This is a genomic window from Bacillus sp. IT-79MI2 (assembly GCF_949768135.1).
Classification (GTDB): Bacteria; Bacillota; Bacilli; order Bacillales; family Bacillaceae_G; genus Bacillus_A; species Bacillus_A pseudomycoides.
Genome location: NZ_CATKPV010000057.1, coordinates 1 through 21332 on the forward strand (window position 1 = coordinate 1; position 21332 = coordinate 21332).

The 21332-nt window shown below is 35.4% G+C and carries 17 protein-coding genes and 2 pseudogenes; 13 read left to right on the forward strand and 6 right to left on the reverse strand.

Annotated elements, in window-relative coordinates:
- Positions 1-858: 858 nt before the first annotated feature.
- Together sstT and ACM6HU_RS12070 are read left to right on the forward strand one after the other, a co-directional pair.
- Positions 859-2097, forward strand: coding sequence for a serine/threonine transporter SstT (sstT, locus tag ACM6HU_RS12065; RefSeq protein WP_016113698.1), 1239 nt, complete (start codon positions 859-861; stop codon positions 2095-2097).
- Between the two features lie 490 nt (positions 2098-2587).
- Positions 2588-4954: a DUF6359 domain-containing protein gene (locus ACM6HU_RS12070; protein WP_033671824.1), complete on the forward strand. Its 2367-nt coding sequence runs from the start codon at positions 2588-2590 to the stop codon at positions 4952-4954.
- A 42-nt stretch (positions 4955-4996) separates the two neighbouring features.
- Here the strand turns inward: ACM6HU_RS12070 and ACM6HU_RS12075 are convergent, their stop codons facing one another.
- Positions 4997-5854, reverse strand: a complete 858-nt coding sequence (locus tag ACM6HU_RS12075; RefSeq protein ID WP_016113700.1) for a hypothetical protein — start codon at positions 5852-5854, stop codon at positions 4997-4999.
- A 323-nt stretch (positions 5855-6177) separates the two neighbouring features.
- On the opposite strand from ACM6HU_RS12075, the gene ACM6HU_RS12080 reads away from it, so the two are divergent.
- From ACM6HU_RS12080 to ACM6HU_RS12100, 5 genes and pseudogenes are all read left to right on the forward strand, one after another.
- Positions 6178-6498, forward strand: a complete 321-nt coding sequence (locus ACM6HU_RS12080; RefSeq protein WP_229165993.1) for a hypothetical protein — start codon at positions 6178-6180, stop codon at positions 6496-6498.
- A gap of 320 nt (positions 6499-6818) precedes the next feature.
- Complete coding sequence (locus ACM6HU_RS12085) at positions 6819-7391, forward strand: TetR/AcrR family transcriptional regulator (RefSeq protein ID WP_016113702.1); 573 nt, start codon at positions 6819-6821, stop codon at positions 7389-7391.
- 406 nt (positions 7392-7797) lie between these two features.
- Positions 7798-10398: a YhgE/Pip domain-containing protein gene (locus ACM6HU_RS12090; RefSeq protein ID WP_016113703.1), complete on the forward strand. Its 2601-nt coding sequence runs from the start codon at positions 7798-7800 to the stop codon at positions 10396-10398.
- A 20-nt stretch (positions 10399-10418) separates the two neighbouring features.
- Positions 10419-10550: pseudogene (locus ACM6HU_RS12095) on the forward strand (DUF2087 domain-containing protein); the annotation flags it as partial.
- A gap of 140 nt (positions 10551-10690) precedes the next feature.
- Complete coding sequence (locus tag ACM6HU_RS12100) at positions 10691-11113, forward strand: YfmQ family protein (RefSeq protein ID WP_016113704.1); 423 nt, start codon at positions 10691-10693, stop codon at positions 11111-11113.
- Between the two features lie 245 nt (positions 11114-11358).
- Here ACM6HU_RS12100 and ACM6HU_RS12105 read toward each other — a convergent pair whose 3' ends face one another.
- Together ACM6HU_RS12105 and ACM6HU_RS12110 are read right to left on the reverse strand one after the other, a co-directional pair.
- Entirely contained in the window at positions 11359-11883 is a 525-nt protein-coding gene (locus ACM6HU_RS12105) for a DinB family protein (RefSeq protein ID WP_016113705.1), read from the reverse strand.
- A 94-nt stretch (positions 11884-11977) separates the two neighbouring features.
- Positions 11978-12919: a helix-turn-helix transcriptional regulator gene (locus tag ACM6HU_RS12110; protein WP_414848208.1), complete on the reverse strand. Its 942-nt coding sequence runs from the start codon at positions 12917-12919 to the stop codon at positions 11978-11980.
- A 197-nt stretch (positions 12920-13116) separates the two neighbouring features.
- Here ACM6HU_RS12110 and ACM6HU_RS12115 point away from each other — a divergent pair, with 197 nt between their 5' ends.
- Complete coding sequence (locus ACM6HU_RS12115; protein WP_016113707.1) at positions 13117-14130, forward strand: LacI family DNA-binding transcriptional regulator; 1014 nt, start codon at positions 13117-13119, stop codon at positions 14128-14130.
- Between the two features lie 40 nt (positions 14131-14170).
- Here the strand turns inward: ACM6HU_RS12115 and yhfH are convergent, their stop codons facing one another.
- Complete coding sequence (yhfH, locus tag ACM6HU_RS12120; protein ID WP_000567010.1) at positions 14171-14299, reverse strand: protein YhfH; 129 nt, start codon at positions 14297-14299, stop codon at positions 14171-14173.
- A 200-nt stretch (positions 14300-14499) separates the two neighbouring features.
- Between yhfH and ACM6HU_RS12125 the strand changes: the two genes are divergently transcribed.
- From ACM6HU_RS12125 to ACM6HU_RS12135, 3 genes are all read left to right on the forward strand, one after another.
- Positions 14500-15234, forward strand: coding sequence for an MBL fold metallo-hydrolase (locus tag ACM6HU_RS12125; RefSeq protein WP_016113708.1), 735 nt, complete (start codon positions 14500-14502; stop codon positions 15232-15234).
- Between the two features lie 11 nt (positions 15235-15245).
- The gene (locus tag ACM6HU_RS12130) at positions 15246-16235 is read left to right on the forward strand and encodes a lipoate--protein ligase (RefSeq protein WP_029427577.1); all 990 of its coding nucleotides are present in this window, start codon (positions 15246-15248) and stop codon (positions 16233-16235) included.
- Between the two features lie 210 nt (positions 16236-16445).
- Positions 16446-17978 (forward strand): fatty acid--CoA ligase family protein, encoded by a 1533-nt coding sequence (locus ACM6HU_RS12135; protein ID WP_016113709.1) that lies wholly within the window; start codon positions 16446-16448, stop codon positions 17976-17978.
- 84 nt (positions 17979-18062) lie between these two features.
- On the opposite strand, the gene ACM6HU_RS12140 is transcribed toward ACM6HU_RS12135, so the two are convergent.
- Complete coding sequence (locus ACM6HU_RS12140; RefSeq protein WP_016113710.1) at positions 18063-18590, reverse strand: isochorismatase family protein; 528 nt, start codon at positions 18588-18590, stop codon at positions 18063-18065.
- A gap of 296 nt (positions 18591-18886) precedes the next feature.
- On the opposite strand from ACM6HU_RS12140, the gene ACM6HU_RS12145 reads away from it, so the two are divergent.
- A complete protein-coding gene (locus ACM6HU_RS12145; RefSeq protein ID WP_016113711.1) occupies positions 18887-19996 on the forward strand; it encodes a metallophosphoesterase in 1110 nt (369 codons plus the stop codon).
- A 45-nt stretch (positions 19997-20041) separates the two neighbouring features.
- On the opposite strand, the pseudogene ACM6HU_RS12150 reads toward ACM6HU_RS12145, so the two are convergent.
- Positions 20042-20197 (reverse strand): annotated as a pseudogene (locus tag ACM6HU_RS12150) (anti sigma factor C-terminal domain-containing protein); the annotation flags it as partial.
- A 134-nt stretch (positions 20198-20331) separates the two neighbouring features.
- Between ACM6HU_RS12150 and ACM6HU_RS12155 the strand changes: the two are divergent.
- Complete coding sequence (locus ACM6HU_RS12155; protein ID WP_016113713.1) at positions 20332-21240, forward strand: AraC family transcriptional regulator; 909 nt, start codon at positions 20332-20334, stop codon at positions 21238-21240.
- The last annotated feature ends 92 nt before the right edge of the window (positions 21241-21332 follow it).

Sequence of the window (21332 nt, forward strand, 5' to 3'; positions counted from 1 at the left end):
GGGTAGCACCACATCGCTATCAAGCTAATGTTGATTTGAAATAAAGTCGCGATGTTTTGAAAAAAGTTGTGAAGCTTTACCCTTTTGGATATTTTTGTCTGAAGGGGTGTTTTTTATGACTAAAAGAAAAAGAACATCTGAATAAAAGGTGGATTAAGGAATTATTGAGTGACATAGAGTTGTTCCGTTATAGGACGCGATTGTGGAATAAAACAGGCAGAAAATGAACAAACTATTTTATAAAACCGAAACATAACCTGCTGGATAAGAATCCATTTTGATCAATCTTTTTTCAAAATGGTTTATTTTTGTTTGTTGCACAATACAAGTACAATTAATATTTTTAATTAAACTTTATTCCAAACCAACATATGAAAATGATCTAGAAGGAAATAGGCAGTGTTTTTACATAAGTAAAGCACTGCTTTTTTTTAGCTATGAAAGCATGATTCATGCAGAGATTATTGATATGTATTGTTTAGTCTTGTAATAATTTGACAATTAAGATATTTTCAAAAATAAAGTAAATAATATTGTTATATATGAAAAGAATCATTATAATACTACTTATTGATAAGATAGTTGTTTTTATGGAGTAGAATGTGATAGAAGGGGCCATCCATTAAAGAAATTATCTGAATTTTTTTAGTATGAAAAACTTTGGAGATATTCTGAAATAGTGTGGGAGGAGAAAATCAAAAGCACAACCCTAGGATAGAAATTGGTTTTAATAAAAGTCCTCTATTATTCAACGGAATCTATGTGGAATAGATTTAATTTTATTGTAGGGTTATGAGAAATGAATAGCTCCATAGTAGCAATGTTGCAATTTTATCTTAAACTAAAGGGGGAATATCTATGAACAGTATACTGAAAAAGTGGGGTCAAGTGAGTCTGGTAAAACAAATTATTGTAGGTTTGATTATTGGTATTATTCTATCTTTGACAATTCCAGAAGTAGCAAAACCTGTTGTAATTTTGGGCACTTTATTTGTAGGGGCTTTGAAAGCAGTTGCGCCTGTGCTGGTACTTTTCTTGGTTATGTCGGCCATAGCACAACACAAGAGTGGTCAACAAACGAATATGAAGTCCATTATCTTCCTATACCTTTTAGGAACATTTTTAGCTGGATTAATCGCCGTTGTTGTAAGTTTTATTTTTCCTGTAACCTTAACACTTGCAAAGGGTGCTGAAGGTGTGACTGCTCCTGGCGGTATTGTAGAAGTTCTCAAATCTTTACTGCTGAACATTGTTGATAACCCAGTTAAAGCAATTTATAATGCGAACTATATCGGTATTTTAGCTTGGGCGACACTCCTTGGTTTGGCTTTACGAAATGCTTCTGATACGACAAAAACGATGATTTCAAATTTTTCAGATGCTGTATCCAAAATGGTTACATGGGCTATTAAGTTTGCGCCATTAGGAATCATGGGTCTAGTAGTGGATTCTATTACTACAAATGGAATTGAATCATTACTAAGCTATGGAAAATTACTTGCTGTTTTGATTGGTTGTATGTTCTTTGTAGCACTGATTGTCAATCCAATCATTGTGTTCGCATTTATACGTCAAAATCCCTACCCGCTTGTTTTTAAGTGCTTAAAGGAAAGTGGTATTACAGCATTCTTTACACGTAGCTCAGCTGCGAATATTCCTGTAAATATGAGATTATGTGAAAATCTAGGTTTGAATAAGGATAGTTATTCAGTATCCATCCCATTAGGTGCAACGATCAATATGGGTGGTGCCGCTGTTACTATTTCTGTTTTGACACTTGCAGCGGTTCATACACTTGGTATTCAAGTGGACTTTCCTACAGCAATTATCCTCAGCGTATTGTCAGCTATATGCGCTTGTGGTGCCTCAGGGGTTGCCGGTGGATCTTTATTACTGATTCCTCTAGCATGTAGTTTATTTGGAATCTCATCTGATGTTGCTATGCAGGTAGTTGGAGTAGGCTTTATTATAGGTGTTTTACAAGACTCTTTTGAAACGGCACTTAACTCATCCACAGACGTACTTTTCACAGCAACAGCTGAATTTAAAGAGTGGCGTAAAGAAGGGAAAAAAATAAATATTCGCAAAGCATCATAAAGAAGAAATCTAGTTCTGGTGCAAATGTGATTTTTTAGAAGAATAGAACATCAATAACATGTTTAGCTATGGATCGGTAATATGCAATACAACTAAATATATAATTCAACATAAAAGACAGTGGGCAACGAGCTCCTGTCTCTTTATGTTGAAAATTCGAGTCGTAGTTAAAGAAACCTTTACTCACAGTTACAAAAGGGTGCAGTGGTACTGTCACCGACTGGTGTAATTGAAAAACAGGGGTCCCAATTGCCTACAGGGGTTGATATTTACGAGAGCCATTATATTTGTCGTTATATAAAAAAAGGTTAGAAAAAGAGAACATTAAAAGGAATGGAATACTGTAAGAAAATAGTAGAGAATCAGAATGGAAATCTCATACAAAAGGATGAAATTAATTTTTTGTAAAATTTGTCGAAATTTGATTCTTTATAGAGAACATTTTGTTATGATAGTACATGCTGAGAGAATATAAAATTAAGGGAGGAAGATGGATTTGAAGAAATTAATGAGTATCTTTTTATCACTGATGCTACTAATCTCATTCACAAGTATCACAGCAAAAGCAGAAGAGAAGGGTGTATTATCAGTAAATGAAGCAATTCAATTGTTTCAGCAGCAAGGAAGCAGTAAAGGGATAGTGGAAGGGTATATTGTTGGATATACAGAAAGCTCTTCTAAGTATACGAAGGATCCAGCAAAGTTTGGAGATACGAATGTTGCGATTGCAGATTCTCCAAATGAGACAAATCCAGAGAAGATTATGCCTGTCCAGTTGCCAAAAGGTGACGTAAGAACAGCTGTGAATGTAAAGGATCATCCTGAAAATGTCGGGAAGAAGGTTCAATTAACAGGGACACTTGAATTATATTTTAATAGTCCTGGTTTAAAATCAGTAACAGCATATAAATTTCAAGGTGAAACAGAAAATCGTGTTAGCGATGTTACTGCATCACCAAATGGTGGAGAAATTGCAAAGGGAACGGCAGTTACATTAACAACTAGTACAGAGGGAGCGACGATTTATTATACATTAGATGGCTCAATCCCAACAGATAAAAGCATTCGTTATAATGAACCGATTGTTTTAAATGAAAACAGTGTTCTAAAAGCAATTGGAGTAAAAGAAGGTCTTTCATCTTCAGCCGTTGCTACTTTTTCTTTTACAGTTGTAACAAGTGAGCAAGTTCGTATTCATGATATTCAAGGGAAATCCCATGTCTCTCCTTATGACGGGAAGAAAGTGCGAAATGTAGAAGGCGTGGTAACTGCGTTAGATAAGTATGGCTTTTATATAGAAGATCCGCAGCCTGATAATGATCCTGCGACTTCAGAAGGTATTTATGTTTATAAGAAAGATGCAAATATAGCAACCGGAGATCTTGTGCAAGTTGATGGAGAAGTTGAAGAGTTCATTGGACCTGGATATGCTGAGAAATTTGAAACAGATTTGGTGATTACGGAAATTAAAGCAAGTCGAGTTGCTGTGAAAGCAAATAATCAACAATTGCCTCCTGCGGTTGTGTTAGGTGAAAAAGGCGTAAAGATTCCAGATCAAATCATTGATAATGATGCATTTGGTGTATTCGATCCAAATGAAGATGCAATTGATTTTTATGAAAGTTTAGAAGGCATGCGTGTTACAATGCCGACTCCTCAAATTGTTGGACCGCAGAAAAATGGGAATTTATATGTAACAGTTGCAAATGGTGGAGATAAAGTAACTACGAAATATGGAACGCCGTTATTAGGCGAGAACCAATTCAATCCAGAGCGTCTATCTTTAAAAGTACCTCGTGATTATGTAGCGAAAGCAGGAGACAAGTTTACTGGGGATATAACAGGTGTAGTCGGGTATGACTATGGTGCGTATCGAATTTCACCAGTAACAGAATTACCATCAGTAACAGATGGTGGATTTAAACAAGTAGGGGCAAATATTCAACCTCGCCTTGGAAAATTAACAGTAGCAACATATAACATTGAAAACTTTTCAGCGAATGCAAAAGAAACATCTAATGAAAAGGTAAAAGCGATGGCATATTCTATTAAATATAATTTAAAGATGCCAGACATTATTGGTGTACAAGAAATGCAAGATAATAATGGATCAATCAATGATGGAACAACGGATGCTTCTTTAAGTGCAAAGCGTATTATTGATGCGGTACAAGAGATTCATGGACCAAAATATGAATATGTAGAAGTTGCGCCGCAAAATAACCAAGATGGCGGGGCACCTGGAGCGAATATTCGCGTTGGCTTTTTCTATAATGCATCACGTGTGAAGTTAGCAGATAAGCCAAAGTTGTTAGAAACAAATCCAATGCGCATAGGACAAGACAATCCGTTATTTGATAATACTCGTAAACCGTTAGCTGCTGAGTTTACATTCCAAGGACAAAATATTGTCGTTGTTTCAAATCACTTAAATTCAAAACTTGGTGATGCAACGCCGTTCGGGAAAATTCAACCACTTGTATTAAAGAGTGAAGAGAAACGAATTCAGCTCGCGCAAGAAGCAAACAATTTTGTAAAAGGAATTCAAAAACGAGATGTGAATGCACCAGTTGTTATAGTTGGTGATATGAATGACTTCGAATTCTCGAAACCACTGCAAGCATTAAAAGCAGAAAACATGCAAGATATGTTAGAAACGGTTTCGAAAGAAAATCGTTACACATATATTCATGAAGGAAATGCACAAGTGTTAGATCATATTTTAGTGACAAATAACATTGCACCTCATACAGTTGTAGATCCTGTACATTTAAATTCAAATATTATGAAGGAACAAGGTCGTGTAAGTGATCATGATCCGGTACTGGCTCAAATTGATTTGAAAAAAGCTTCATAAGTATAAATATCCCTCAGCATAATTGCTGAGGGATATTTTACATTACATACTAACTGATTTTTGAATGGATTTTTTACATCGCATTCTTTTTTGAAGTCTCCGCATATATTTCTTCCGATCTTTCTGTACACCTTTCATATACATAAATAAACTAATTCCAAAAAATAAGGTGCATTGCATGATTAAAATGTAAGGCGACATTCCTTGGAGCGGCTGTTTTGGGTCGTATAAATGAATAGGTGCTCCTCCAATTGTAGGGAATATAATATTTAAAATCACATATGGAAGAGAGGTAACAGCAAACGGAAATAAAATGGCCATATAATCTTTTTGTGACCATATAGATGCAGCTAAACCTAAAACTGCCATAAGACCAGCAAACAAAAAATTAATCCCAATATATAGGGAAATATAAGTAATTGGAGAAGAGAAATACAATGATGCAAACATACCGTTGTCTTTTATAACACCTAAGGCGGGTGTAGGAATGCCATCTTGGATTGTCAGCTTACAAAAGAGCAATGAAAATACGAATGGGAGAATATAAAGAAGCCCCCCGATTAGGAAGGTAACGATATATTTCGTACATACATAGGGAAAAAAGGGAACTTCTTTACTTACAAATGATTTGAATTTATCAGCTTTATCAGAGTTATAGCTTGTACTAAAGGGGAGTGCTGCTAGTACAGGCATTAAAAGCAAATACACATCCATTTCATCATCACGAAAGCCAATCCATTTATAAGCCGTTGCTAAAAGCTCGTCAGGTACCCCTCCTAAATATTTTGAAATATAGAAATAATGATAAATTGAAACAAGAATCAGCCAACTAAACAAGAGAGTGAGAGAAATCTTATTTAAAAAGGCTTGTTTTATATGTAAGCTAAGTGCACGCATCATGATTGAAAGAGCCCCCACTATTTTTAATAAATATATCTATGTTTTATATTACCATTAACTGTAAAGGTTTTCTTGTTTTTTCAATTGATAATTTAAAAAAGAGGGAAAATTCATAAAAGATATTGTTTTCGTTGCTTAATTTTTTATTTACTATAGTAGTAATTTCCAAAATATGGTTATACAATTTATCCCGCATTAACGGGCAGTAAGACCCCCACCTCAAGATACAGAGAGAAACGAGGAAGATAGGTGGGGGATCAACTGCCCGTAAAAGCCCGATTTGTTCAACTAACCATCAGTGGGGATGAAGAATCCCCCCACTGATGGAAGTTTCACTTTATCAATCACAGGTTTTTGAGAAGAACAAGGACCCACTTCGTTACATGCTTCCTTGGGAAGACGGTATAGAAAAATATGAATTAGAAGGAGACCAAGTAGTCTTTATTACGCCTCCTTCTTATAGTCCGCCTAGTAAATTAAAAGGCATGAAAGTACTTATTCCTGCAAAAGGCAAGAATAGTGCCTATCAAATTGTAATAGTTAATGATATTTTTACTAGAGGTGAAGCTGAATACAAAGAAACAATGGATGATGATTTAAATAAGGCAGAAATGGAGAAAACCCTGCTTTCTATGTTGAAATAAGAACACTTTTTTGATACGAATAGATATTAGAGGAAGAGCCCGATTGTAAAGGAAATCAAGGTATTGTTCCAATTTCAAGTGAATAAAATTGCTTGATATTTGCTAATGTATGTTACTACGTTTCTTTACCTTTTCATTTTCTCCCTTTTTTTGATACACTATGACAGTAGTATCTTAAATAAAAGTCGATGTATAGATTTAAATGTTTTATACTTGGAAATAAATAAAAAGAGAACTTGTAAACAATGGAAAACCGTGATAATATCAAAAATGTACTAATTGACTAGATTGTCCGATTGGTCATTTTTGGAGGTGAAGATATGGCAGTCGATCGAAAACGTTCTATTATTGAAGCTGCAACAAAATCTTTTTCAGCATTTGGTTATAAGGCGACAACAATGGATCAAGTCGCAAAATTAGCGAATGTAGGGAAAGGAACAATTTATACTTTTTTCAAAAATAAAGAAGAATTATTTGGCGAAATTATTTCTAATTTAATTACTGAAATGAAGCAAGTTTCAAAAGAAGCAATTCGTCCAGATGTTTCATTTTTTGAAAATGTACATAGAGCATTATATAGCATCTTAGAATTTAGAAAAGAACATCAGCTCATGATTAAACTGATTCAAGAAGAGCGAGATATGGGAACAAAAGAAGTACAAGATGTTATGCAACAAGTAGATGTTGAAATTGTATCTGTTATTCAATCTTATTTAGAAATTGCGATTGAAAAAGGTGAAATTAGTAAGTGTGATCCAGAAATTACGGCGTTTATCATGCTTCGACTATATGTATCACTTATTTTCGATTGGGAAAAGAATCATGAACCATTAGAAAAGGAAAGAATTGCAGAATTATTTGAACTTTATTTGTTAAAGGGATTGTCAAACTAAGATAATCCTTTTACTATAGTTAAAAATGACTAAATGAACAAATTGGTCATAATTTTAAAAAGGAGGATGTAAAGAAAAAATCAGATTACGTATGTAAGGTTGTTAAAAGATAATTTTTGAATACGTTCACGTTGACCAAATGAATTTAATAGTCATTCAAAATAAAAAGGTGCATAGAGTATAGAGATAAGGTGAAATGTTAATCTTCATCCTCTGCTAATTATTAGCGCTCACTAATCGGGTTTTTATGGAAAGTTGATATCTTCTTTGTTTTGGAGGTCTTACTGTCTGCAAATAGCGGAATAAAAGTTAGGGTTAGGTAATATATATAACAGAATATAACCTTTTTATTTACTTAAAAATGACCAACTGAACATTTTGGTCATTAATTGAAGGAGGAGAAATAATGAGAGGATTCAAGTTGCTTGGTAAGGAATTTACGGAAATTATAAAAAGCAAAAAAATCTTAATACCTATTATTGCTGTTTTATTTGTACCACTCTTATATGCGGGCATGTTTTTATGGGCGTTTTGGGATCCGTATGAACAATTAGATGATTTGCCGGTTGCAGTAGTCAATCTTGATAAAGGTGCAGTATTTGATGGGAAACCAATTGAAGTTGGTAAAGGATTAGTCGACGAATTAAAAGACAATAAAAGTTTTAAATGGGAGTTTGTCAGTGAAAGAACAGCAAAAGAGGGAATGGAAAATCGAAAATATTATATGTTAGTTCGGATTCCAGAAAATTTCTCAGACAATGCGACAACGCTGTTAAAAGAAAATCCAAGACCATTAAACTTAGAATATATTCCAAATGAAAGCTTGAACTTCTTATCTTCACAAATCGGCGGAACAGCTATTGAAAAAATTAAAGGTGAAGTTTCTAATACGCTAACAAAAACGTATGCAGAGAAAATGTTTGATTCTATAAAAGATGTTTCCAAAGGGTTTACTGATGGATCGGATGGAGCGAATAAGTTACATAATGGTGCTGGAGAATTACACGATGGTTCTAGCAAAGTCACAGATGGTTTGCATACGCTGCAAGGGAAGTCTGGTGAGATGAAGGATGGAGTTAGCCAGTTATTAGATGGATCTGGTCAAGTAACAAACGGTTTAAATACGTTAATCAGTAAGTCAGGTGAAATGAAAAATGGTATTGGAGAATTGTCAAATGGTTCTTCGGAAATATATCGAAACTTACAATTGCTAGCTAGTAAGTCGTTAGTATTTAATAATGGTTTACAAAAAGCTTCTGATGGAGCTGCTAAGTTGCAAACAGGAGCGGATAAATTAGAAGCAGGTCTTGGTCAGCTTCAAGATGGTCACGGAAAGTTAGCGGCAGGCGTACAAGATATTCAAAAAGGTGCGAATGATTTAAAAGGTGGTTTACAGGAATCATTAGCTGGTGTAACCGATATGCAAAATAAATTACCAGAGCTAACATATGGATCTGAACAAATTAGTAAGAGAGCCAATGAACTGGCACAAGGTGTATCACAGTGGAAAGCAAACGCAGATAGTCTATATACTAAGGCTAGTCAGACTGCAGATGGTGCCAAACAAGTGGATGATGGTTTAGCAGTATTGAATGAAAAAATTAAAAGTTTACCTGAAGAATCTAGAAAACAATTAGAACCTGTTATGGAGGAGCTAATAGCGGGGAGTAAAAAAGTTGTAGGTGGCACAGGCGGAATTGCAGAAGGTACAAAAAGACTTGCAGGTCAAGAGGGTGCGGGGAAAATTCAAGTAGGTGCGCAAAAACTTGCTGATGGTGCAAATGACCTTCAAAATGGTCAAGCTTTACTGAAAAATGGTGTTGATAAGCTAAAAGGTGGTCAACAACAGCTTGCTGAAGGAGCAAACAAATTGGCAAATGGATTGTCATATCCAAAAACTGGGTTTGTTGCTAACTTCCAAACATTGGGTGAAAAATTAGGAGAAGCGAAGAATGGTGCTAGTGAATTAGCAGGAGGAAGTAAGCAATTAAATAGTGGTATAAGCGAGTTAGCGGGTGGTAGTTCACAATTAGTTGATGGTGTTAATCAATTAACAGAAGGAGCTGGTAAATTAAACGGTGGTTTAGGTAAATTATCTGCCGGTTCAGGCCAGTTAATCGATGGTGTTAATCAATTAGCAAATGGCTCCGGAAAAGTAACAAACGGCTTAAATACATTATCAGACGGTTCTGGTAAATTAATAGACGGCATCAATCAACTAGCAAACGGCTCCGGAAAAGTAACAGATGGCTTAGTAAAAGTAAACGACGGAACTGGTGAATTAGCTACAAAACTCGGCGAAGGCGCAGAGAAAACAAATGAAGTAAAAGGAACGGATAAAACATATGATATGTTTGCAGATCCGGTGAAAGTACAAACTGAGAAAATGTCAGAGGTTCCAAACTACGGAACAGGATTTACACCATATTTCTTATCTCTAGGTTTATTTGTTGGGGCACTTTTATTATCGATTGTGTATCCATTACGTGATACAGTTGGTGTTCCAAAATCAGGATTTAGCTGGTTTATTAGTAAATTTGGTGTTCTATTATCAGTGGGTATTATTCAGGCTTTAGTAGCGGATTTAGTGCTATTGCTAGGGTTAGGTGTGGAAGTACAGAGTGTTCCATATTTCATTCTGTTTAGTATTCTTACAAGCTTAGCATTTATTGCGTTAATTCAATGTTTAGTAACAGCTTTTGGAGATGCAGGACGTTTTATTGCGATTTTAACATTAATTATGCAGTTAACAACAAGCGCAGGTACATTCCCACTTGAGTTAATCCCGAAATTTTTACAACACTTTAACGCTTGGTTACCAATGACATATTCTGTATCAGGATTTAAGGCAGTTGTATCAAGTGGAGACTTCGGGTTTATGTGGCAAAACGCAGGTATATTAACGATCTTTATTGTTCTGTTGTCACTTGGAACAATTGGTTCGTTAACTTGGATGCATAAGCGACAATTTCGGAATTTAGTAGAAGAAAAATCGATAGAAGCCTAGGGGAGTGATCCTCTAGGTTTTTTAATAAACAGTATCATGAAGATTTTTGTACAATTAGAAGAGAATTCATCATTCATGGATTTATGGATCGGAATAAAAGTATGTATCATGTAAATGCCAAGGAAGCGTGGAATAAGTGGGGGGATTTATAGATTATAGAAAAACAGACTAATCCTAGTATGTTTCTTTGGTTTACCAAGTTTCACATAATGTACAAAAAATAACCATTTACACTATGGTAATATTAATAATGTGATCATATTAATTTAGAGCGTAATGGAGATGATACAATATGACGACATATTTTATAGTTATGTTAATTATTCTCGGTGGTATTAAAATAATAGTGACGAGCCTTCCAAGCTCTGTTGTGAAGTCGCTTTCCAGCAAATTTGAATTGCATCCAAAACTTAGTGATGCGGCTGTCACTGTAACCATCGATGGAAAGCAATTAGAAGGTAAAGATAAAGCTCAAATTATTGATCAATTTAATGAAGCGATATTTTTAGAGAAATATTATTTTCCTCCACAGAGCAGTGGGACTCCAGTAGTTATTAATACGAAGAGAGGAAAAACCGATGTTCGTTTTTCTGTGTACAGTTACGACGATCACGTTGATGTAATCAAACAATACAAGAAAAAAGTAGTCGGGTATAGTCTGCGTTCCAAAGGCCTTCAAAACCGTTCTATGTTAGTAACTAAGGACTTAGCCTAAAAGGATTGGTACTGTCTGTTAATGCGGGATAAATCGGGTTAAATTAATTTGAAAACAATCTTTAACTAAGTGTACTAGTTTACTTCTGTTCCAGATGAAAAAGAGGATTCCTAAAATATAGGGAATCCTTTTTCTTATTTAACAGCACTCCAACAGAAGTCCCCTTCTTCAAACAACTCGTAAGAGTGTTAAGGAGGGGTCATTCACATTAATGAGCAACTATATCTCTAGTAATAAAGTATCACTTATTTTAGAATAATATGCTGCTCCAGCCTTTCCTTCTGATGAAGGTGGTGAGAGAAATGCATATAAATCAATTGAAACCACTCTACAGCATTTAAGTACCCAAGTCCTGGATGTTCCACTTTATAATTGGCTAGAATTGAAGGGAGTTGCGGGTCAATCTCTTTCATTTTCTCAATGATCTGTAACAATGCTTGTTTAATTTCCTCTTTATCTGTAGGATTTTCAGGCGTGTATCCAGGGCGATTAGGTACCTTTATTTGTATCGGAGGAAAAGCACCTTCCTTATATACTTTTTCACCCATTTTTGTTTTTTTACCATCTATAGTTGCAGAATCAGTTGTACATTTTGCAATGGCGTCTAATTGCATATTTGAAGCTGCAAGTAAATGATTATACATTTGTCCAAGAGACCATTCGTCTTCGGACGGTTTTCTTCTCAACTGTTCAAGGGAGTATTTTTCCAATTCTTCAATGTAATACATTGCTAAACTTTCGAATTTCTCTAAAATGACATTTGGATTCATCGTATTAACTCCTTTTCTTGTATAAGATTTCGGTCTTAAGGACTACTATAAATGAATGATGTTGACACCGTTATGTCAGTAGTGAAAGAAAAAATTACATTTGTAGCATTTTCTTTGCTTCTTCTCGAATTTTCTTCGAAAGAATAGTCGGTTCTAACACTTTTACTTGGCTTCCCCAGCTCAATATCCAAGAAAATACTTCATCTATATTTCTTGATTTCAAAAATACATGAAAGCTATCATCTTTTTGTTCATAGGAATCTATAAAAAAGTAGCGAGACTCAATAATTTTGTGTGCAATATGGGATGGAAATAATAAATGAATGATAATGGTTCGATTATTTTCAGGTTGATAGTCTGGTAAATAAAAGTTCTCCGGTTTAGTAAAGAACGTTTGCTCTTGCTGTAAGTTGTCCATACGATCCAAACGGAAATGACGTATTTGTTGCCGAAGTAGACAATGGGCAACAATGTACCAAATCCCTGAAATATTGACTAAACCATAAGGATTTACCGTACGTTTATTTTGTTCACTTTGATTCGGTTTACGATAAGAAAAAGAAACACATTGTTGTTCCTGAATAGCTTCTTGTAATAGAAGAAGTTGTTTCTCTAGTTGTTCTTGAGCAAATGTTTGATGAGAGAAGGTACCGGAGAGGAAACGAAAAGTTCCTCTTAACTTCTTGACCTTCTTTTGCTGTTCAGAAGGGAGGATTGCTTCTAATTTTTCTTTAGCAGATTTTGCATGTATAGAAAAAGCTGAGTCGAGATTTTGTTCGACATAATCACTTCCTAATAGAAGAGTTACTGCCTCTTCTGGTTTGAATTGAATGGGCGGCAAGAAATAACCATCCATTAAAGAATAACCTTGTCCAGGCATTGAAAAGATTGGGACACCTGATTCACTGAGTGCTTGCATGTCTCTATATATTGTTCTTTTACACGTCTCAAATTTTCCCGCTAAACTTTGAGCTGTAACAATTTGTTTTCTCTGTAACTCAATGAGAATAGAGAGTAAACGATCTGTTCGATTCATGAAATATCATCCTTCATATGTAATAAATATCCTTATTGTGATGTTCTAAATAGGAGTCAAATCTTCCTGCAAATAACAGACTTTTCCCTATGTATAATATTAATATAGTAAAATCATCCGAACTCGTATTGCAGTTTCCAATAATATACTATATAATCTACTTAAGAAAACGTTTTCATACAAAGGGGGAGAATTTCGTGTCAACGATCGAGGACGTGGCGAAATTAGCGGGGTTATCAAGAACAACGGTTTCTCGGGTGATTAACAACCATCCGTATGTATCAGATGAGAAGAAAAAGAGAGTTCAATTGGCGATGAAGCATTTAGGATTCGTTCCTAATTCTGCAGCAAGAAGACTTCGTAAACAGAAAACAGAAACAATTGCAGTTCTTGTTCCAAGGATTACAAATCCTTTTTTCAGTAGATTTATTGAAGCAATTGAAATTGCTGCTTCTGAACATAAATATAAACTGATTATTTGCCAAACAAGATACTTACCAGAAAAAGAGATGGAATACTTACAACTGTTATCAACAAAACAAGTTGATGGTATTATCTTATGTTCACTTGAGAATCCATGGGAGAACGTGGAGCCATATTTACAACACGGTCCAATCGTGTTATGTAATGAATACATTGAAGAAGCAAATATTCCAACGGTTAAATTTGATCATGCACAAGGGGCATACATAGCTGCGAAACATGTGCTAGAACAAGATTATCGCAACCTTATTTTTTGCCGTGGAAATGAAACAAAAGTAGTGAGCCAACAGCGAAAAATGGGCTTTTTACGTGCAATCACTGAAAAGAGCAAAGAAGTAGAAGCGATTGATTTTCTTGAAAACGCTTTCTCTTGGGAAGATGGAAAAAGAATATTCCATGAAGTATTAAAGGACAAAAAAAATCCTACCGCTATTTTGGCAGGAGGCGATGAAGTCGCAGCTGGAATTATCGCAGAAGCGAAACGCCATGGCTGGAGTATTCCTGATGATTTAGCTGTAGTTGGCTTTGATAATCAAATTTTATCACAGATTACAGAGCCGGGTATTACAACGATTGAACAGCCAATTGATGAAATGGCTCATAAAGTTGTTGATTTAATGATGGATAAAATCCATACGAAAAATTATCGCAAAAAAGAGTTGTATGAGTTTGAACTGGAGCTCTTGGTGAAAGGTTCAACGATGAAAAATACGATGTTACTAGCCTAGTAGACAATGTCTGCTAGGTTTTTCTTATGTTTACAAACTATTATTCTTCGTGAACGCAATCGTCACATTTATTATGATATGCTTCGTGTTGCTCATCAATTTCCTTCCCGCAGTGCGCACACGTTTTTGTTGGTAAATTTCTGAAAAATTCCATCGGTTGATCGATCATGTAAATCCCTCCATTTCCATTTCTTAGTATCATTGTATTAGTACAAAAACAAAATGTCAACAACTGTTTTATAACAAAGTGAAAAATAATGAAAAAGTTTAGGAAATGGATTATAGTTAACAATGTAGAGTGTAAGTAAAAATCTTTCTCATTAGAGGAAGAATACTGCATTTCTAGTGGTTTAGAAAGGATGGATACATATGAAAATGACTGTTGTTGGCTTTTGGGGCGGCTTTCCAGAAGTGGGAGAAGCAACGTCGGGGTATTTGTTTGAACACGATGGTTTTCGTTTACTTGTTGACTGTGGTAGTGGTGTACTAGCACAGATTCAAAAATATATAACACCATCTGATATAGATGCGGTTCTGTTATCACATTATCATCACGACCATGTTGCGGATATTGGGGTATTGCAATATGCAAGATTAATTACAAGCATGGCAAAAGGGCAATTACCAGAACTACCGATTTATGGACATGGATTTGATGTGCAAGGATTCTCTTCCTTAACACATGCACCACACACGAAAGGGATTGTGTACAATCCGGAAGAAACATTACAGATTGGACCGTTCTCTATTTCATTTTTAAAGACGGTGCATCCTGTTATATGCTATGCGATGCGTATTACGGTGGGAGATGAAGTCATCGTATATAGTGCTGATTCTAGCTACATTCCTGAATTTATTCCATTTACAAAAGATGCAGATTTATTTATTTGTGAGTGCAATATGTATGCACATCAGGAAGCTGCGAAAGCAGGGCATATGAATAGTACAGAAGTAGCGGATATTGCAAAGAATGCAAATGTAAAGGAATTACTGTTAACGCATCTGCCGCACACAGGAAACACATCTGATTTAGTAGAAGAAGCAAAACAAATTTTTGACGGCCGCATTACGCTTGCGCATAGCGGTTATGTTTGGAATTCATGAGGTGAGATATGATGTTATTTATTGATAATAAAGGAATTACAGATCCAACAATTAACTTAGCGATTGAAGAATACTGCGTGAAAAATTTAGATATTAACGAAACATACCTTTTGTTCTACATTAACGAACCTTCTATTATCATTGGAAAAAACCAAAACACAGTAGAAGAAATTAATGCTGATTATGTAAAAGAAAAAGGTATTCATGTCGTAAGACGCTTGTCTGGCGGAGGCGCTGTATATCATGATTTAGGGAACTTAAACTTCAGCTTTATTACGAAAGATGATGGGGATAGTTTTCATAACTTTAAAAAGTTCACAGAGCCTGTTACGAAAGCGCTTGGAAAATTAGGTGTAAATGCAGAGCTTAGCGGTCGAAATGACATTTTAGCTGAAGGTAGAAAAATTTCAGGTAATGCGCAGTTTTCAACGAAAGGTCGTATGTTTAGTCACGGTACATTACTATTTGATTCTGAAATCGATCACGTTGTATCTGCACTCAAAGTAAAAATGGATAAGATTCAATCAAAAGGGATTAAATCAATTCGTAGCCGCGTAGCGAACATTACGGAATTTTTAAATGAAAAAATGACAACGGAAGAATTTAAACAGCTTCTTCTAGCGACGATTTTTGAAGGCGAAACAGAAATTCCAACGTATGAATTAACAGAAGAAGATTGGAAAGAAATCTACAAAATTTCTGAAGAGCGCTACCGTAATTGGGATTGGAACTACGGAAAGTCTCCTAAGTTCAACTTACAACATTCACACCGTTTCCCAGTTGGACAAGTTGATGTTCGCCTAGAGGTAACAAAAGGAACAGTGACAGAATGTAAAGTATACGGTGATTTCTTTGGCGTGGAAGATGTTCATGATATTGAAGAGTGTTTAACAGGAGTACAGTTTGATAAAGAAGCTTTTGCCGCGGCTTTAGAAGATGTAGATGTAAAACGCTACTTTGGTAATATAACAAAAGAAGATTTCTTAGCGTTATTCTTTTAACTCGTAAAAACAGTCATATTGTCCGTATGACTGTTTTTTATTTTGTTGCAAAAAAGCGCATAAAAACAAGAAATAGAGTCTCTAATTAAAAAATGAATGAATGCTCATTTATATGCAGTTAATTAAATGTTACTTGCTGTTTTAATTTTCTTTTAATATAATGTATTTAGAATTTTTAAATTTTCTAAATTTTATAAAGGTGGGGTTTGTGTGAATCTCGTTCAATCTTTAGCTGAAACAGCAAAACAGAAAGGAGAGAAACCGGCGTATATATTTATGGATCAGTCGGTCTCATATGACCAATTAAACAAAACGGTCACAAGGTTTTCTGGTAATTTAGCAAAAATGGGCATTGGGAAAGGGGACAATGTCGCATTAATTGTTGGTAATTCACCACATTTTTTAGTTGGTTTATATGGGACGATGAAAGCTGGAGCAACTGTCATTCCAATTAATCCAATTTATACAGCAGACGAAATGCATTATATTTTACAAAATGGAGATGTAAAAACAATCATCACACTCGACGTTCTTCTACCTGTTATACAATCTCTTACAACAAGACTTCCTTCTCTTGAACATATCATCATATGTGAAACCTCAGCAGATTTTAATCATACAGAAACTGAAAAAATGAAAACGTTTACTAGTCTTATAGGAACCGGTGATCTATCTTATGAAGGTCCTGAGCTAACTGAAGAAGACGTAGCTGTTATTTTGTATACGTCAGGAACAACTGGAAAGCCAAAAGGCGCTATGCTTACACATAAAAATTTATATAGTAATGCTAGCGATGTAGCATCGTATTTACAATATACTGCGGATGATCGCGTTGTTGCTGCGCTTCCAATGTTTCATGTGTTTTGTTTAACAGTTGCAGTGAATGCCCCAATTGTTAACGGTGCAACGATTTTAATGTTACCAAAGTTTAGTCCGAAAGAAGTATTTCGTATTTGTCGTACGTATGAACCGACAATATTTGCCGGTGTACCGACAATGTACAATTATTTATATTTATATGAGGAAGCAAGCGCAGACGATGTTCAGACACTTCGTCTATGTATTTCTGGCGGGGCTTCTATGCCTGTTGCTCTCCTGAAAAACTTTGAAAATCGCTTTAATGTTATTGTTTCAGAGGGATATGGATTATCAGAGGCTTCACCAGTTACTTGCTTTAATCCATTAGATCGTCCGCGTAAACCAGGTTCTATTGGAACAAATATTTGGCATGTGGAAAATAAAATTGTGAATGAGCTTGGGGAAGAAGTTTCTGTAGGCGAAGTAGGTGAATTAATTGTTCGTGGTCCAAACGTGATGAAAGGATATTATAATGCACCAGAAGACACAGCGGCAGTGCTTCGTGATGGATGGTTGTATACAGGAGACTTAGCAAGAATGGATGATGAAGGTTACTTTTATATTGTTGATCGTAAAAAAGATATTGTCCTTGTAGGTGGTTATAACGTATATCCTCGTGAAGTAGAAGAAGTATTATACCAACATGAGGAGGTTGCGGAAGTGGTTGCGATTGGTGTTCCAGATGAAAATTTAGGAGAAGCAGTGCGCGCCTATGTTGTTCTGAAGAATGGTGTGGTAACAGAAGAAGAGTTAACGCATTACTGTTCTTTACATCTTGCAAAATATAAGGTGCCAAAGAGTATCGAGTTTTTGAAGGAGTTGCCGAAGAATACGACTGGTAAACTACTTAGAAGAGCGTTAAGGGAAAAGGCAGTGCAAGCATAAAACATGGATAACTGTTAGGGAAAATAAAACGAACCGTCCGTAAATAAGGATGGTTCGTTTTATTTTTATAATAGAATTCTATATTTATAATTTTATTTTACCATCAATGACAGTTAGGAATCTGTTATTCCAAATAGATTGATGATGATTAATAATATCACCCGCATCTAAAATAGCACCATCTATTGTACTATGTGTTTCTTTGAAAAGTAGATTTTTTTGATACCCTAAACTAAAGGCAGCTCTAATAGTCGTGTCGAGACAAAACTCAGTCTGTGCTCCTGCGAAAATAAGTTGTTCTATTTCATTGGTCTTTAAGTAATCTAAGAGTTCAGTTTGATAGAATGAATCCCATTTTGATTTTTGGATAATTTTATCGGTAGGGGATAGGAATAAATTTTTATGAAGTTTCCAGTCATCTTTTCCTTCAAAAAGTTCGTCTTGTTCGTTTTGACTCGTATGTTGAATAAAGATAACTTGTATATTTTTTTCATGAGCTTGCTTAATTAGTTCGTTTATATTTGTAACTAATTGCTCATTATTAAATAAATAGTTTTGGGGATAATTAAAGAAAATTTCTTGCATGTCAATGATTACTAGAGCCTGTTTCATCAAGTAGCACTTCCTTTAGTTTCTTTTTAAATATAGCAGAAGGTAATAAAACTTTACAATAAAAGAAAATGTCCCTGCTCAACAAAACGTATCCTAAAATGAGCAAACTTTTTTGGGTAGTAAGCACTACAACATTCAGCAAAAGCAAAGAGATTAGGGGGAGATGAAGAAAACCCCGCTGATTAAAGTTTCATTTTATGAAATGATAGGGAATTGTTAGCAGTTTATGATACGTAATATTTATAGTTTGAATAGCTGCCGAGTTATAATAGAAGAAATAGAAAAGGAGGCACGCTGTGAAAATTCGTCGATATTTTAATATAGTTACTATTTTGATTCTATATACATTACTGATGTTCTACATCGGATGGAATGGATGGGTTTGGCTTCAAACAAGTTTTGGTTGGCAATCTTGGGGATATTATGCTTTGTTAGTTGCATTATTCTCATATGCGTATGTAATCGTCCAGGTTTTCAAATTCCTTCCGTTCTTAAGGACAATTGGTTCCTATTGGTTTGCGGTAATGCAATATGCACTTATTTTGCTGCCGCTAGCTGATATAGCAGTATTTATCTTACAACTGGTAGCGGTGCCGAGAGATACAGCTATTATTTGGACAGGAATTGTTACCCTTATTATGTTTCTTTTCATATTTGGTTATGGAACATTCAATGCTTATAGTCCAGTTGTTCGAAAGTATGAAATTCACATACCAAAAGAAGCGAAAGGGCGGAAAGCACTTCGCATTGCGATGGCTTCCGATATGCATTTCGGCAAGTTATCAGGTGTCTCACATTTAAAAAGATTAGTCCACCGTGTAAATGAAATGGAGCCGGACATCATTTTACTACCTGGTGATATCATTGACGATCATCCAGGAGAATTTATAAAAAAGAACATGGGACAAGTTATGAAACAAATGCAGGCGCCTCTTGGTGTGTATGGAGTACTTGGAAATCATGAATATTACGGCGGGGCAATTCCAGAGTTTCTGCAAGAGATGAAGAAAATTGATATTCATATCATGTTAGATGAAGTAATCAAAATTGAAGATAGTTTTTATCTCGTTGGAAGAAGAGATAAAACGGAGCGAGATCGTCAAAGTTTCGAAGAGTTAATGAGCACAGTAGATAAATCACTTCCCGTTATAGCGATGGATCATCAGCCGTTTGCATTAAAGCAGGCGGAGGAGTCAGGTGTTGATTTATTACTATCCGGTCACACGCATAGAGGACAAATGGCACCAAATCATCTTATTACGAGAAGAATGTATGAACTAGATTGGGGATATGTGCAAAAGGGTGTATTTCATGCGATTGTGTCTTCTGGATTCGGTTTTTGGGGACCGCCGCTAAGACTTGGTAGCCGGTCGGAAGTTATTCAGATTGAGGTTACGTTTGGGTGAGGAAAAATGAAAACAACCATTCAACTTCGAATGGTTGTTTTCACTTTAGTGACGAGAACCACTTGGACGCTCAAGCCAATTCCAAAACTCAATATCTCCAAGAGTAGCGTCGCGAACATGAGGAGAATTTTGTAACTTTACTAATTCTTTCGATGGGCCAGTAATGACAATACCGTACACTTTCACACCATGTTTTTTCACTAATCTTTCCCCCTTTACTTATAACAACGAATGTAATATGAAAAAGTTACAAATTTCTGTAAAATAAAAGCAAAAAACGTCAAGAAAAGAATTGTCTTCTCTTTTATGATAATACATAAGGCGGGTGAACAGAGATGGAAAGCTATGAAACACAAATTCAAAAAGCAATTAATTATATTGAAGAAGATGTAATGGAGAAGCAAACATTAAGTAATTTGGCTCGTATTGCAGGGTTCTCGGAGTATCATTTTCATCGCGTATTCCAAGCACTAGTAGGCGATACTGTCATGGAGTATGTTCGTAAGAGGAGGCTAGCCAGGGCAGCTTATCGGCTTTCTCATACGGAAGAAAAAATTCTTGATATCGCATTAGAACATGGCTTTCAATCTCATGAAACGTTCATTCGAGCCTTTAAAAAGTTGTTTCAGATGACGCCAAGTAGCTACCGAAGGCAAGGAATTAAGACACCGATGTATTATAAAGCAAATGTGAAGCAGCGGAAGTTCAATCCATATTTAGGGGGAATACAAATGGAATTTCGTATTGAAAAAAAACCAGCTTTTTTTGTAGCTGGATATGAGATGAAGACGTCTAGTAAAGAAGGGAAAAACCTTAAAGATATTCCGGCATTTTGGGACCGTTATTTACAAAACAATCTTGCGAGCAACATTACAAACCGTAAACATACAGATCAATATGTAGAGCTTGGAATGTGCACGGATTTTCATTTGGAAACAGGGGAGTTCACGTATATTATTGGAATGGAAGTTACAAGCTTTGATGGGGTATCAAATGAATTAGCGCAGCGCACGTTCCCAGAAGCAACATATGCCGTATTTACAACACCAAAAGTACCGCACAAAGACATGGTATCGTCCATCCAGCAAACATGGAATAGCATTTTCTCAGAATGGTTCCCGCATTCAGGGTATGAACATGCGGGCGTTACAGAGTTCGAGCTGTATGATGAGCGTTGTCATGAAGATAAGAGTGAATTTGCTCAAGTTGAGATTTGGTTGCCAGTGCAGAAGAAACAACAATAAGAAGAGGAGAAAGTTTCCTAGATTCTAGGAAACTTTTTTGTATGAGATTTCAGATGAATCGTATTATATAAATAAAACAGAAAATTACATAG